At 42.4% G+C, this 14652-nt stretch carries 19 protein-coding genes; all 19 read right to left on the bottom strand.

Features of this window, described 5'->3' with window-relative positions; translation table 11 throughout:
- Positions 1-18: 18 nt before the first annotated feature.
- A complete protein-coding gene (locus tag SCACP_RS08425) occupies positions 19-189 on the bottom strand; it encodes a DUF362 domain-containing protein (RefSeq protein WP_425060891.1) in 171 nt (56 codons plus the stop codon).
- A gap of 3 nt (positions 190-192) precedes the next feature.
- Complete coding sequence (locus tag SCACP_RS08420) at positions 193-393, bottom strand: hypothetical protein (RefSeq protein WP_425060890.1); 201 nt, start codon at positions 391-393, stop codon at positions 193-195.
- Between the two features lie 4 nt (positions 394-397).
- Positions 398-958: a ribosome recycling factor gene (gene frr, locus SCACP_RS08415; RefSeq protein WP_425060889.1), complete on the bottom strand. Its 561-nt coding sequence runs from the start codon at positions 956-958 to the stop codon at positions 398-400.
- Complete coding sequence (gene pyrH / locus SCACP_RS08410) at positions 955-1683, bottom strand: UMP kinase (RefSeq protein WP_425060888.1); 729 nt, start codon at positions 1681-1683, stop codon at positions 955-957. The genes frr and pyrH overlap by 4 nt, the downstream gene beginning before the upstream one ends.
- Before the next feature lie 99 nt (positions 1684-1782).
- On the bottom strand, positions 1783-2430 hold the full coding sequence (gene tsf / locus SCACP_RS08405; protein WP_425060887.1) for a translation elongation factor Ts: 648 nt from the start codon (positions 2428-2430) through the stop codon (positions 1783-1785).
- A 72-nt stretch (positions 2431-2502) separates the two neighbouring features.
- Complete coding sequence (gene rpsB / locus SCACP_RS08400) at positions 2503-3201, bottom strand: 30S ribosomal protein S2 (protein ID WP_425060886.1); 699 nt, start codon at positions 3199-3201, stop codon at positions 2503-2505.
- A gap of 185 nt (positions 3202-3386) precedes the next feature.
- Complete coding sequence (locus tag SCACP_RS08395; protein ID WP_425060885.1) at positions 3387-3947, bottom strand: DUF6115 domain-containing protein; 561 nt, start codon at positions 3945-3947, stop codon at positions 3387-3389.
- A 20-nt stretch (positions 3948-3967) separates the two neighbouring features.
- A complete protein-coding gene (locus tag SCACP_RS08390) occupies positions 3968-4318 on the bottom strand; it encodes a hypothetical protein (protein WP_425060884.1) in 351 nt (116 codons plus the stop codon).
- A 54-nt stretch (positions 4319-4372) separates the two neighbouring features.
- Positions 4373-5995, bottom strand: coding sequence for a DUF342 domain-containing protein (locus tag SCACP_RS08385; RefSeq protein ID WP_425060883.1), 1623 nt, complete (start codon positions 5993-5995; stop codon positions 4373-4375).
- A 54-nt stretch (positions 5996-6049) separates the two neighbouring features.
- Positions 6050-6811: a FliA/WhiG family RNA polymerase sigma factor gene (locus tag SCACP_RS08380; RefSeq protein WP_425060882.1), complete on the bottom strand. Its 762-nt coding sequence runs from the start codon at positions 6809-6811 to the stop codon at positions 6050-6052.
- A 20-nt stretch (positions 6812-6831) separates the two neighbouring features.
- On the bottom strand, positions 6832-7158 hold the full coding sequence (locus tag SCACP_RS08375) for a hypothetical protein (protein WP_425060881.1): 327 nt from the start codon (positions 7156-7158) through the stop codon (positions 6832-6834).
- Between the two features lie 13 nt (positions 7159-7171).
- Entirely contained in the window at positions 7172-7657 is a 486-nt protein-coding gene (locus SCACP_RS08370) for a chemotaxis protein CheD (protein ID WP_425060880.1), read from the bottom strand.
- Positions 7657-8277 carry a chemotaxis protein CheC gene (locus SCACP_RS08365; RefSeq protein WP_425060879.1) on the bottom strand — a complete coding sequence of 207 codons (621 nt, stop codon included), beginning with the start codon at positions 8275-8277 and terminating at the stop codon, positions 7657-7659. Before SCACP_RS08365 ends, SCACP_RS08370 begins: the two co-directional genes overlap by 1 nt.
- A 40-nt stretch (positions 8278-8317) precedes the next feature.
- A complete protein-coding gene (locus SCACP_RS08360) occupies positions 8318-8782 on the bottom strand; it encodes a chemotaxis protein CheW (protein WP_425060878.1) in 465 nt (154 codons plus the stop codon).
- Between the two features lie 17 nt (positions 8783-8799).
- Complete coding sequence (locus SCACP_RS08355; protein ID WP_425060877.1) at positions 8800-10875, bottom strand: chemotaxis protein CheW; 2076 nt, start codon at positions 10873-10875, stop codon at positions 8800-8802.
- 37 nt (positions 10876-10912) lie between these two features.
- Positions 10913-11956 (bottom strand): protein-glutamate methylesterase/protein-glutamine glutaminase, encoded by a 1044-nt coding sequence (locus tag SCACP_RS08350; protein ID WP_425060876.1) that lies wholly within the window; start codon positions 11954-11956, stop codon positions 10913-10915.
- A 31-nt stretch (positions 11957-11987) separates the two neighbouring features.
- Positions 11988-12629 (bottom strand): flagellar brake protein, encoded by a 642-nt coding sequence (locus tag SCACP_RS08345; protein ID WP_425061359.1) that lies wholly within the window; start codon positions 12627-12629, stop codon positions 11988-11990.
- 48 nt (positions 12630-12677) lie between these two features.
- Positions 12678-13559: a MinD/ParA family protein gene (locus SCACP_RS08340; protein ID WP_425060875.1), complete on the bottom strand. Its 882-nt coding sequence runs from the start codon at positions 13557-13559 to the stop codon at positions 12678-12680.
- 1 nt (position 13560) lies between these two features.
- The gene (gene flhF, locus SCACP_RS08335) at positions 13561-14652 is read right to left on the bottom strand and encodes a flagellar biosynthesis protein FlhF (protein WP_425060874.1); all 1092 of its coding nucleotides are present in this window, start codon (positions 14650-14652) and stop codon (positions 13561-13563) included.

The following is a 14652-nucleotide window of genomic DNA, read 5'->3' as shown; positions in this document are numbered from 1 at the left end:
TTGCGAGGGGGATTTAAATTATTCTGGAGCTTTAATCGCACCAGTCGGGCAAACCGCCGCGCAGGCGCCGCACTCAACACATTCATCAGTGATGCTGTAGGTAGGCTCACCTTCTTGAATAGCGCCAACTGGACAAGTGGCAGCACAAGAACCACAAGCAACACACTCGTCTGTAATTTTGTAGGCCATTACTTAGAACACCTCCTTTCCCATTTTAGCAGCAGCCATTAAATTATAAATACCATCAGCATCTAATTGCTGCCTAATAACATAAAGAGTATCTTCCAGTTGAAAGGCTTTCCGCGTAGGTTGGGTTATTGTTACAGTATACTTAATATTGGCCTGCTCCAACCGGACAATAACATCTGCTAACGGTTGCGCAACTGTATCCACTCTGTTACACTTCCATAATTTCTTTTTCTTTTGCAGTCATTACCTGATCTACTTCTTTAATATATTTATCGGTCAATTTTTGAATATCATCCTGAGCTTTTTTAGCTTCGTCTGCGGAAATAACTTTATCTTTTTCAACCTTTTTTATGGCGTCATTGGCATCTCGCCGCAGATTTCGGATGGCTACCCGGCACTCTTCAGCTTTTTTATGTATGACTTTCACAATTTCCGAACGACGCTCTTGAGTAAGCTGCGGAATGTTCAGCCTAATAACAGTACCATCGCTATTGGGCATCAAACCCAAGTCTGATTTCTGAATAGCTTTGTCAATAGCGGCTAACATTGTTTTCTCCCACGGCTGAATAACGATCATTCTAGGTTCAGGAACTGAAACATTGGCTACCTGGTTGATAGGTGTTGGCGTACCATAATAGTCTACCATAACCTTTTCCAAAAGTGAAGGGGTAGCCCTTCCGGCACGTAAACTCCCGTATTCTTTCCGCAGAGCATCCAAAGCCTTTTTCATTTTATCTTCATGGGTAGAATGGATTTCTTTTACTGTCATTTCTTTTCTCCCCCAACAATGGTTCCAATATCTTTGCCCAGCGCTGCTTTTAAAATATTGCCAGGCTCATCAATACTAAATACTATAATCGGAATTTTATTATCCATGCAAAGTGAGGTTGCCGTAGAATCCATAACCCCTAAACCGCGCTGCAATACTTCAATATATTCAAGTTCTTTAAACTTTTTGGCCTCAGGATTGTGACGAGGGTCTGAATCATAAACGCCATCGGCATTCTTTTTAGCCATCAAAATGACGTCAGCTTCAATTTCAGCTGCTCTGAGCGCAGCTGTGGTATCGGTTGAGAAATAGGGATTGCCCGTACCAGCGGCAAAAATAACTACGCGTCCCTTTTCCATATGACGTATTGCCCGGCGCCGGATATAAGGTTCAGCTACCTGTTGCATGTTAATGGCACTCTGTACCCGGGAGTCAACTCCGCAATGTTCAAGCGCATCCTGTAAAGCCAGGGAATTCATCACAGTAGCCAACATACCCATATAATCGGCTGTGGCCCGATCCATGCCTTTAGCGCTTCCGGCAAGACCGCGCCAAATATTGCCGCCGCCAACAACAATGGCAACATCCAGGTTATTAGCCTTAATTTCCTTAATTTCTTTGGCGATAGAATCAACTACAGCAGGATCTATCCCATAACCTTTAGTACCGGCTAAAGCTTCGCCACTTAATTTCAAGACAACGCGTCTGTATTTACCTCCGACCAAGTAGGGGAACCTCCTTTAAATTTGTATTTCTACAAACAGTGCCTAAATCCTTTATTTGCCACAACATTTTTTAGAAAAAAGAGAACACTTAGTGTTCTCTTATTTCTTCACAGCAGCCATTACTTCAGCCGCAAAATCATTGGCCTTTTTCTCAATGCCTTCACCCAGTTGATAGCGGGTAAAGCGCCGCACTGAGATATTTTCACCAATTTTAGCAATACTCTCAGTAATCAGCTGTGAGACAGTTTTATCTGGATCTTTAATGAAAGGTTGTTCCAACAGGCATACTTCTTTATAATATTTTTCCAAACGACCTTCAATCATTTTTTCAACAATATGAGCCGGCTTACCTTCATTAAGCGCCTGAGCCCGCAAAATTTCCCGTTCATGGTTTAGTACTTCCTCAGGTACTTCCTGGCGGGCTACATAAATTGGATTGGCAGCAGCTATTTGCATGGCCACATCGCGCACCAATGCTTTAAAACCGTCAGTCTTGGCAACAAAGTCTGTTTCGCAGTTGACTTCAAGGAGAACACCAATACGCCCTCCCCCATGTATGTAAGCTTCAACAAGTCCTTCGGAAGCTACCCGGCTAGCTTTTTTCGCAGCAGCAGCCAGTCCTTTCTCCCGTAAATAATCAATGGCCTTGTCCATATCTCCATTAGTTTCGGTCAGCGCTTTTTTGCAATCCATCATGCCGGCGCCAGTGCGTTCACGCAATTCTTTAACCATTTCAGCCGTTATCATTTTAAATCCTCCCAACTATTATTAAAGGTAAGAGGGTAATAAGCCCCTTACCTTTATTCTGTACATAATAGTTTACTCTGCCATTTGTTCGCCTTGGCGGCCTTCCAGGACAGCGTCAGCAACTTTCGCGGTAAGTAATTTAACAGCGCGAATAGCGTCATCATTACCGGGAATAACATAGTCAATTTCATCAGGGTCACAGTTAGTATCAACAATACCAACAATAGGAATACCTAACTTACGGGCTTCAGCCACAGCAATACGCTCTTTACGCGGATCAATAATAAACAAAGCCCCCGGTAGTTTATGCATATTCTTGATACCGCCGAGGAATTTTTGCAACCGTTCCATCTCGTGGCGCAAAGTAATTACTTCTTTTTTAGGCAGCACTTCAAACATGCCTTTTGCTTCCATGTCTTCTAATTCACGCAGTCTATTAATACGCTTTTGAATGGTTTGGAAATTGGTCAGCATACCACCAAGCCATCTTTCATTGACATAGAACATGTCACATCTGATAGCCTCTTCTTTGACAGCTTCCTGAGCTTGCTTTTTAGTACCTACAAACAGCATAGTTTGTCCTTGGGCAGCTAGGTCGCGCACAAAATTATACGCTTCTTCTACTTTTTTTACTGTTTTTTGCAGGTCTATTATATAGATACCGTTTCGCTCCGTGAAAATATATGGAGCCATTTTGGGATTCCATCTTCTGGTTTGGTGACCGAAATGCACACCAGCTTCCAGAAGTTGTTTCATAGAAATTACTGACAAAATAAGCACCTCCTGTTAAATTACCGCCGCAACCTGCATTTTTTGCCTCCACCATTTCTGGCACAGTAGCAAAATTAGATTGCGTGTGGAATAACACCGAAAAGTAGTATAGCATAATTTGGCGTTAATAACAAGTCAAAATACTTATTAATTCTTCTTTTTCGCTCTTTATTATACCAACTGCCCTATTTATTATTCAATTGTAGCAAAAGCATTATCTCGCCTCTGCCCATACCAGTAGCTTTGGCAATCTCTGTTACAGTGTACCCCTGCTCGGCCATAGCAATAATAAGCCTGTGCTTTTCACCAATTATAGGCTTTTTAGCTACCGCACCCGGCAGTTTTTTCTCAATTATATTCAGGGATTTGGTCTTATCCGTCTCCGTTACAATCGCCGGCAGATTTCGAGTGTCAACGGCTTTAATGGTTTCTCGGCTTTGTTCGACCGTATCCTGCTTGTTTTCTAAGCCAGTTAACTGTTCAATAATACGATTGGCACATTCAAGTTGTTGACCGAGCATAGCTATTTTAGCTTCCGCTTCATCCAGCAATAATTCAAGATGCGCTGCCTCATCTTCAAGCCGTTTGATTACAGAATCAGCCGTTTGTTCTAGCTGCTGGGCAAATTCATTTGCCGGTGTCGACACATTAAGGGCAAACATCTTGATAATCATTTCTTTTTTATATATTAAAAAAAAAGCCAAGAGCAATATGACAAGCACTGAAACAATAACACCGCTAAGCACGGGCGGCACCTCACTAATTATTATGTTTTTATGTCAATAATATGTCCAAGCGCTGGGTCCCGACCTACAGTAGTATTTTCTGTATTTTCGTGGTCAGCTGTATCATCCCGGTCTATAGCGGTGTCCTGCCGAAGATAGCCATTAGAACGATGTTTGCTTTGCTTTTCTTTTGTCTCATCTCGTTCAACTTTTCCACCCTGGCTTTTAACCAGGCTTTGAACTTGATGCTGACGCACTTCGGCCGTTTTTTGCATTTGTTCGGCAAACTGCTGTTGCTGCACCGTACTTTGTTGAGCAATATTCTGCTGGTGCTTACCGACTTCTGTTGCCCTTGGAATAAGCACCTGCATATCAATTGACCTAATGCTCATTACATCACCGCCCCAATATATAAAATAAAGCTCCACTAAAATTGGTAGATACTACTATTTATAAGGACCTGTTTTGATTTCTCCGTCTTCCGCATAAAAATTGGCAAACTTAATAACATCTCTGACCGGCTTTACCATAGTGCCTACTACCAGTTTAACTCCAGGATAAACAGTATCTGCTACCTTAATATTTCCATATCGCATTTCTTCCAAGGCTAATTCAATTTCAGCAATCCTATTACGTATAGTTTCCGTCTGACCCATTAAATGGAACTGAGCTTTAGTAAGTTTAAGCAACATCTGACGTTTATCAGGTGCCAAAGTAGCCTGATCCATAGCCCGTAATATGTTGAGAGCTTTCTGCGTTTGCTCAAGGTTAAATTCTAACTTTCGAGCTTCTTTGCGCAACACTTGATATTCTTCCCGCAATTGTGGATTTACACCGACTTCTATATCTGTATTAGTGGCTGAATTGGTACCAATTATTTTTGCCCTAATTTCCTCACCAGCCGATACCTGGCCTCCCACAATAAGACCACGACGTTCTTCCACAATTACCCGCTTAGCGGCACTTACCTGACTATGTAAAATAACATCGCTGACAATAACGTCTTTACCGGCATAAACTGTTGCGTTTTCAATATATTTAGTAACTAAGTTTTCAACTGCCTTTATATACCCACGGTGCATTCCCTGAATACCCATGCGCACAATAACATTTTTTCCTTCGACAACCCCACCGCTAACATTTCCGGCAATCTCCACATTACCTTCAGCTTTAACAGTAAAGCCGGTTTGAACTGACCCCTGTACGAGTACACTACCAACAAAATCAATATTACCTGTAGATAAGTCAACATCGCCTTTAACCTCAATAACCGGTATTACATTGATCTTATTATTGGCAATAACAAGCTGGCCGGCTTGGGCGGCATGCACCTTCAATCCCTCAACAACATAAACATTTTTTCCTGTTGGTAACAACAAATCCCTGCCATGTTTGGCCGGAACTTCATTTCCCAAAATATCAATTCCTGGCGTTCCGGGCGTAGCGGGAATTTTTTCGGCCAATAGTTCATCTTTTTGAACAATAGTAAACATATTAAGATTCTTAAAGTCGACCCGGCCATATTCCATCTCTACAGGCCGTCCTTTATTTTCTAAATCAACATGATATTTGATATAGGCATTATTCCCATCAACAGGTCTTAGTCCTTTTGCACAGGTTACAGTAATTCCAGGACGTGCAAGCGCATTTTCTATTGCTGCACTATCAATTCCATAAACAATACCTGCATTCTTAATTTTATCCATAACATCATCAATAACCACCGGTCGGCAACCGTTAGGCAAATGAATCTGTAGTGAAGCCTCCATCCTATCCCTGGAAACAAGCACTTGGACATCAGGCTCGACTTTAACAGGTATGTCAGCAATCTTTACCGGAGTTCCCAAGGCATCCTTTATAGTGCGCGTCAGTAAAACATTATCTACTTTGCTGATACCCCGCTCTGCTAAGTTTTGGATGATTTGCGGGGCTTTTACCGGCTGCCCTTCATCTAGCGGTGGATAAACAGCTATATAAATACCATCGGCCTCAGTTGAAATAGTAAAATAACCATCAAGCGAGCTAGTTTTACCATCTGCCTGTTTGAGAAAGCGTTCATTGCTATCCATATGTCTCTCCCCCACTCCAATACCGCTACGTCGATATAAATATTAAGGAAAAAATTAAACTAGGCTTGATTTTAATCTTGATAAGGCCCCACGCAAGCGGAATATGGCTTTAGTATGAAGCTGCGAGATGCGTGCTTCAGACAATTTTAGTATTAAGCTTATCTCTTTTAAAGTTAGTCCTTCATAATAATAAAGGCTTATTACCAAACGTTCTTTTTCCGGTAATTTGTCAATACTTTTTGCTAGCATGGCTTTTACTTCTTCCTCCTCAACGCGTTGAGCAGGATTCGGCGTATGTTGGGAAGCTGTTTCGGTTTTGGCAAACTCTTCCAGCGGAATAAGTGTGCTGGAATTTAAATGATTAATAAGTGTATAAAGTTCATTGAGCGAGATTTTCATTGCCATAGCAATCTCTTCATCACTTACAGAACGCCCCAGCGCATGTTCTAGTTTAGCAACAGTCTGCTCATACTGCCGAGCTTTTTGCCTAATAGTAGCCGGAATCCAATCCTGAGCTCGTAACGAATCCAGAATAGCTCCCCGAATGCGTACTACTGCATAGGTTTCAAATTTAATCCCCCGATCAGGATCAAACCGGTCAATTGATTCCATCAGGCCAAAAAAACCGTTGCTGATCAAATCATCTTTATCAACATGTTGAGGGAGGCTGACGGCAATACGTCCCGCTACTAGTTTAACTAATTGCAGGTAGATTTCAATAAGTTTTTCCCGAATCTCCGGGCTCCGGTTAATCGTATACTCCCGCCAAAGCTTGAGTGTGTTAGCAGCCTTCTGTTCAGTGTTGTTACCTACCATTGGCGCTTACCCCTCCCTCCTTACTTTTGCGTCAGTGTTATGTTTTCAAAATTGTCAGGATTCAGGGGTTTAAATTCGGCAGCAGGCACAGACAGTTCATCCCCATGTTCATTATGGCTTACAATGTCAATATTCCGGCCTTTAGGCATTGTTTCAGCAAGTTTTTCTTGCAAAAAGCGTTCCGCAAATTGACCGCACGTGTATCCTAAAACTGCAAAAAGGACTAACGATACTAATGTGCGGTATAAAACAGTAACTAGGGTGACACTATTAAAAGCACCAACCAATAAGGTTAGAATACCGGCTCCAAGCGCCAGATATAAACCAAACCGCAACTTTAGCGTCATAGTCCTTCCTCCTTTATAGTTCTTTTTCACCCTTATCAATAGTCTTTACCCGAAAAATTCCATTATCAAGCTTTAATTCAACAGTCCGGCCATAATTACCGCCGGTATCTTCCGCCATTAGTTTTATTTCAAGTTTTTTAAGTACAAAACGTACTGCCTCAGCATTCCGTTCTCCTACCCGCATGATATCGGTAGTATTGGTAAAAGTAAACATTTGTGCGCCACCGGCAATCTTAGCCGTAACCCGTGACTTAACTGCGCCAAGCTTAATTATTTCGTTAAGCATTAACGGAAGCGCCGTATCAGCAAATTTAGCCGGGTTGTCAGCTGAGCGGGCTTGGGTACTATCAGGAAGCATAATATGAGCCAAACCACCGATTTTCGCAATGGGGTCAAATAAAGCTATACCTACGCAAGACCCTAATCCATAACTAATTAAACTGTCAGGACTACGCCCAACCTTATAATCAGCCATTCCTACTTTTATTAGTTCTGCCATTATTCCTTCACCCCGATTGCCGCCAAAATTGTGCCGAGTGAGCCGGGATCAGGAATAAGGAAAAAATGGCCTTTAACACCATCATTATCTGTGGTGAATTCGGTTTCAATTACCAGTGCATGATCGCCCATCTGACCCAATTGAATCAAAATTACACTTAAGATAGCCCCAGCCATATCAATGGCCAAAGCAGGAATAGACGGCAATAATGTTAATTTTGTAAAATACGACAAGGCATTTAAGTAAGCTCCCGCCAATATGTTGCCAATTTCCATTAAAGCCGACTCGTCCATAGAATTAAGGAGTTGAGTATCGCCTTGCTTGCGGCCCATTAGCATATCAACCAGGCAAAAAGCACTGTCGCGAGGAAGGAGGAATAAGATGCTGCCAGGCGCCGGCCCAAATACCCTAAGATAGACACCTGCGACCATTGCATCAGGACCACCTACCACTTCCGGCACATCACCGAGAGGAAGAATTGATACTTCCGGGACTGTCATATCAATTTTGTGATTAATAATTTGGGATAAAGCTGTTGCGGCATTACCGGCGCCTACATTGCCAATTTCCCTTAATGCATCTAACTGCAACGGTGATAGTTTTAATATGTCTTCAGACAAATTTCTCCACCCCTTTTACATCTATACCTAACCTAAATAATTAGCCGGCTTTAACTTCCTGGCCTATGCCAATTATAGCATCAGCATTAAGTAATATGAGTAGCCGGTTTTCGGTTTTCCCTACTCCGCTTAAATAGTCGGCAGCAATACCTCCTACCACAGCTTGCGGCGGTTCAATATTATTTTTATCAATAGTAGTTACTTCTGAAACAGCATCTACAATCATGCCAACAGTTATGTCTTCAACTTTTATAATGATGATTCTCGTATCATCATTATACTCCTGTGGCGGCAAATTAAGCCTTTTCTTTAGGTCAATAACGGGTAAAACGCTACCGCGTAAATTCATTACGCCTTTTATATAATCAGGAGAATGGGGCACTCGGGTAATCTCCGTCATTCGCTTAATTTCCTGAACTTGCAGAATACTGATACCATATTCTTCCCGTCCCAGTTTGAATACCACCAGTTGAATTTCATTGCCCGAATAAGTTACTTCCGACACATTTCGTCCCCCCCTGCTTATTGCTTTAATGCACCAACGTCCAAAATAAGAGCTACCTGACCATTGCCTAAGATAGTAGCGCCGGCGATGACCTTAATGCCTGCCAGCAATTTGCCCAGTGATTTGATTACTATCTCCTGCTGACCAATTAATGTATCAACAATTATCCCGGCACGATGTTCTCCCATATGGACAATTACAACAAACAATTCATCCTGGCTGTGAACACAAGTATTAGGAACATTAAGTACGTTAGCCAGACGTACTATCGGAATAATTTGTCCTCTAAGCAGGATAACTTCCTGATTCTGAATGGTTTTTATATCATTCGAAGTAACATTAATAGTGCTGTCAATTGCGCCAAGCGGTATAGCATAAATCTCTTCGCATACTTTTACGAGCAGTGCCTGGATAATGGCCAACGTTAGCGGTAACCTGATTTTGAACTTGCTGCCCTCATTAATTTTAGTTTCAACATCAACCATCCCGCCAAGTGATTCAATTTTTGTCTTAACAGCATCCATACCTACGCCGCGCCCCGAAACATCAGTAACTGTTTCAGCCGTGGAAAATCCCGGTAAAAATACAAGCCTAATTGCTTCAGACGGCTCCATCTTGTCAGCTTCGCTCTGAGTAATAAGCCCTTTCTCCAACGCTTTTTGCTTAATAACATCAGGATTAATCCCTTTGCCGTCATCTTCAACCATAATGATGACATTGTTGCCTTCATGACGGGCGATCAGACGAATTTCCCCGATAGCATTCTTACCTTTGGCCTGACGCTCAGCCGGATGCTCAATACCATGATCAATCGAGTTGCGCAAAAGATGTACCAGAGGATCACCGATTTCATCAATAACAGTACGGTCAAGTTCAGTTTCTTCACCCTGGATAATAAGGTTAACTTCTTTATTCAATTCGCGTGACAAATCCCGAACCATCCGGGGGAAGCGGTTAAACACCTGTCCTACTGGTACCATGCGGACTTTCATAACTACTGCCTGCAAGTCGGTAGTCACCCGGTCCATTTGCTCAATCGTCTCGACAAGTTCGCTAAGACGATGGGTAAGACCAATTTGTTCCAGCCTGGTTTTATTAATTACCAATTCGCCGACAAGATTAAGCAAAGTATCTAGTTTTTCGATATCAACCCTGACCGATTGTCCACTTTTAAGTTTTTTGTCAGTATTGGAAGTATTGTGTTCAATAGTTGACGATCTATCAGCCTTATCGCCAACAGGTTTCTTTTCGAAGTTCCCAGCATCTGGTTTGCCATATTTAGACTCAATAGCTTTGGGCAGTTTTTGCTCGTTTCCTGGAATTATTGACGGCACAACAATTACTTTCTCAATTTCGGAGATGTTGGAGATAGTGGCTTCGATTTTCTCAGGATCAACACTAGTTAAAATGACAACTTGGAAGCTATTGTCAAAATTCTCCTTTTCCAAATCTTCAACACTCGGTATGCTTTTGATCACCTCGCCGAGTTCTTCCAAGGCACTCATTACCATATAAGCTCTGGCCGATTTAAGTAGACATCCTTCCCGCAGGCTAACCTGAATTTCATAGCACTCAATACCTTGATTTTTAGCAGCTTTGACAACATTAATCTCAGTATCGTCAAGTTCAATATGCTCAATTGGAGGTGACTGTACTTCAGCTTGGTCGGTTGCCACAGAATGAACCCGTTGGCTTTTAACTACTGGAACCGGTTCTCCTTTAGCTAGAGCCGCAAGTTTAGCAACAAGCGGCTTAATATCAACGACCGCATCCGAGTTTGATGCTACATTTTCTACAAGTTGCTCCAGTGTATCAACACATTTAAATAAAATATCAGTGATGTCATCATTAGCAAACAGCGTTCCTTTGCGCAGCAAATCAAGAACATTTTCCATTTCGTGAGTAAGCTCAGCAATGGTAGTAAAACCCATGGTAGCAGACATGCCCTTAATGGTATGAGCACTTCTAAATATTTCATCAAGCACCGACAGACTGCCGGGATCGTTTTCGAGATCAAGCAAACAATTATTTAACGTCTGCAGATGTTCGCGCGATTCTTCCAAAAACATTCCCATATATTGACTAATGTCCATTTATCCTACACCCCCGTATTACATATTAATTTTGTTGCTAAGATAAGGCTCTAAGTATTTCGGCAGCTATACCGGTAATAGGTGCGATCTTATCAACCACACCCAACTCGATAGCTGACTTCGGCATCCCGAATACTACTGCCGTTGATTGGTCTTCAGCGATAGTCCGGCCGTTCTGCCGCTTAATGGCTTGGATACCTTTGGCCCCGTCATGCCCCATGCCTGTCAAGATAACGCCTATTGCCTTACTGCCAAAAGCGCGGGCCACCGATTCCATCATTGGATCTACAGCAGGACGGTGTCCGCCCAAAGGGGGATTTTGATTGAGCTTAACAATTGCCTTACCCCCTTCCCTTACCACCAGCATATGGTAATCTCCGGGTGCAATGAGCGCAAGTCCAGGACAGATAACATCATTATGCTCAGCTTCTTTAACCGTAATCGAAGATAGCGAATTTAAGCGTTCAGCTAAAGATTTGGTAAAACCTGGCGGCATATGCTGGACAATGACAATCCCGCAAGAAATATTACCAGGAAGCTTGGTAATAACTTCCTGCAAAGCACGCGGACCACCGGTAGAAGTGCCAATAGCAACAATACATTCGTCAGCTGACACGCCCAAGGGCAAGGACACCTTGGGTAACACCGTTGAAACACCGGTAGTCAGCACTTTTCTGAGCTGAGAAACATTGGCTTTGACTGCCGCCCGGCATTTGCTCAATATTTCAGTCCGTATGCCAGAGATATTAGAAATGGGGCCGGCCGTTTTGGCAACAAAGTCGACGGCTCCTAACTCAAGTGCCCGTAAGGTAGCTTCGGCTCCAGCTTGGGTTAAACTGCTAATCATGACTACCGGCGTAGGATTTTCTTTCATAATAGATTCCAACGCTGTAATACCGTCCATAACCGGCATCTCAACATCCAGGGTAATAAGGTCGGGCTTTAGCCGTTTTACTTTATCAATTGCATCTTTGCCGTTACGGGCAGTGTCAACAACAGTAAAATCAGATTCACCTGCAAATAAGTCACTTAATAGTTTGCGCATAAATACTGAATCATCGACAACCAACACCTTTATCATTAAAACTCACCACCCATACCATAAAAAATCGTTACAAACCCTTACGACGCTGCTCGAGCTGCTTTCTAAAAATAAATTTAATAATATTGCTACGGTCTTTTTCACTAATTCCGAGATATTTAACTCCTACCCAGAATATCATCCGGTCAGGCTGGGGCTGCTGGACTCTGACAACTTCACTTTTTACGGTAATTGGACCAATCTCAGGGTAAGTAACTGTAACCATTAATTTGGTACCAATCTGCCAGGGACGATTCACTGCTATTTGCGCTCCGCCGCCGCTAATATCCTTGGTTACAGCAGTAACTATCTGGTCTTCAATCACTTTGTCATCCACAATTTCGGCAATTTTCACCGGCAACATTGTATCAATCCTGACAAACGCCCTTTGCTGGATCTTTTTTATGTTATAGGGGATAGCTATAGTCCACACAGGCAGTGGCTGAAGTTGTTTGCCAAGTAGAGTACTGGTAAATTCAAACGGTACACCGTCAGTTACCACCCGTCCGAAAAACACTTCACCCCGTTGCAGTATAACTGGTATCCCCTTACTCATCGGCATGGCGATAACCATGCTGTCAGAATTGATATCCTCAATTCGGCTGCGGTATTGCTCGGCAAGTCCACTCTGGGTAGGAACGATAATTTCTATCCGCTGATTAACTTTAAATATATCTTCAATTTTAGTACTAATAAAAAATCCCTCCTCATTTTTGAGGAACTACCACATAAACTTCAAAAATTTGTAAAAAAAACCTTTCACGCCATGGGGCTGAGGAATGTTTTCGCCATAAAGCAAACGTTGAGCAATATTTTCAATACAACGCGACGATATTGTTTCTGGAAACGACATCAAAAGCGGGACCTGGCTTTTTACCGCTTTAATCATATTGCGGTCTTCGTAAACATAACCAAGATTATTGATTGATATTTCAAGAAATCGCTGTGACACCCGCATCAATTTATCAACAACCATTTGTCCTTCATCCTGGTCCAAGATGCGGTTAACTACCAATCTCAGCGGTGCAACACCATTTTGCCCTGCATATGCTTTCATCATGGCATAGGCATCGGTAATGGCGGTAGGCTCGGGAGTAGTAATAATAATAACCTCATCAGCAGCCATAACAAAGTTAAGGACGTTCCGGCTAAGACCAGCGCCTGTGTCTATCAGAACGAAATCAGCCCAATGATCAAACAAAGATATTTGAGACACAATATGCTTAAGATGGGCATCACTCAAGTTAGCCAAATGATATATGCCTGAACCTCCGGCCATAAACTTAATACCACGTGGGCCTTCGGCGACAACATCAGTAAGCTTCAACCCATTTTCCAACAAATTAAGAATGCTATAAGAAGCGGAACACCCCAGAACAACCTCAACATTAGCCATACCCAAGTCGGCGTCAATTACCAATACCTTTTGCCCAAGAGCCGCCAAAGCCAGCGCCAAGTTTACGGTAAAATTGGTTTTTCCCACCCCGCCTTTACCGCTGGTAACAGTTATTACCCGGCTTTTCAGGCTTTGCTTAATAATCGGACTCTTGGGAGTTGAAGAATTTAGTGTCATTTGACGTAGTTTTTCGGCTTGATCACTCATGTCAATTCCTCAAAATCATATTTGCCAATTTGTTAGAGTTAGCTAACTCAATGTCGTCAGGAACACTCTGTCCGGTAGTCACATAAGATAAAGTTGCCGGAAAATGATACAGTAAATTCAAGATAGTACCCAGATTGCTTGCTTCATCAACTTTAGTAAACAAAAATTTTTGCGGAGAACAAATCGAAAACTTATTTACTATTTCCAGCGCATCTTTATATTTAGTTGTAGTACTCAAAACAAGATGTGTTTCAATATACGGATCTACTGACAAAAGCGCCTGCAACTCGGCCAATTGGTACTGATTGCTCGGGCTACGGCCCGCAGTATCAATTAAAATCAAGTTTTTGTCATTGTGGCGGTACAGCGCGGCTTTAAGCTCATCTGGTGAATATACAATTTCTATCGGCACACCAATGATATCACCATAAATCTTTAACTGCTCAACTGCGGCAATACGATAAGTATCAGCTGTAACTAACGCAACTTTATAACCTTCCTTTAATGCAAAGTTTGCCGCCAACTTTGCAATTGTTGTAGTCTTGCCGACGCCAGTCGGTCCGATTAGAGCTACCGCTTTGCATCCTGCAGATGTTACATCAATACCATCAACTTTTCGCAAGTAATTACTTATCCGGTCTAATAGAAGTTTATGAACAATGCCTTGGTCGCTGCCAACAATTGATTTTTCATCAGGCAATCCTTTCACGAGATTAGCAGCAATAGCCGGCTCAATATCATTTTTTATTAATAAATCCATAAGCGGTGAGGACTGTTTATCCCCTTTCGATAGTTTACATAACATTTGCTCCATCATTTTGCGCATATTGGACATTTCAAGCTGCAATGCCGTTATCTGGGTATCGTCAGAAGCAATAGCCGGCATGACTACAGGTACCTTCGTTTCAGCAGGGGTAGCTGCGGGAGAATCTACGGCAGCCATAACTTCCACCATTTCTTTGCCAAAAAATCCCATAATGCCACCTTTTCTAAAACGGCGAGTATGCAAAATAACAGCTTCCCGGCCTAAATCCTGTTTAACCTGAATCATTGCTTCAGCCATATTTTGTGCTGTAAATAGTTTGACTTTCAA

Source organism: Sporomusaceae bacterium ACPt (assembly GCA_041428575.1).
Lineage (GTDB): Bacteria > Bacillota > Negativicutes > Sporomusales > Sporomusaceae > Sporomusa_D > Sporomusa_D carbonis.
This window is presented reverse-complemented; position numbering and strand designations above follow the sequence as displayed.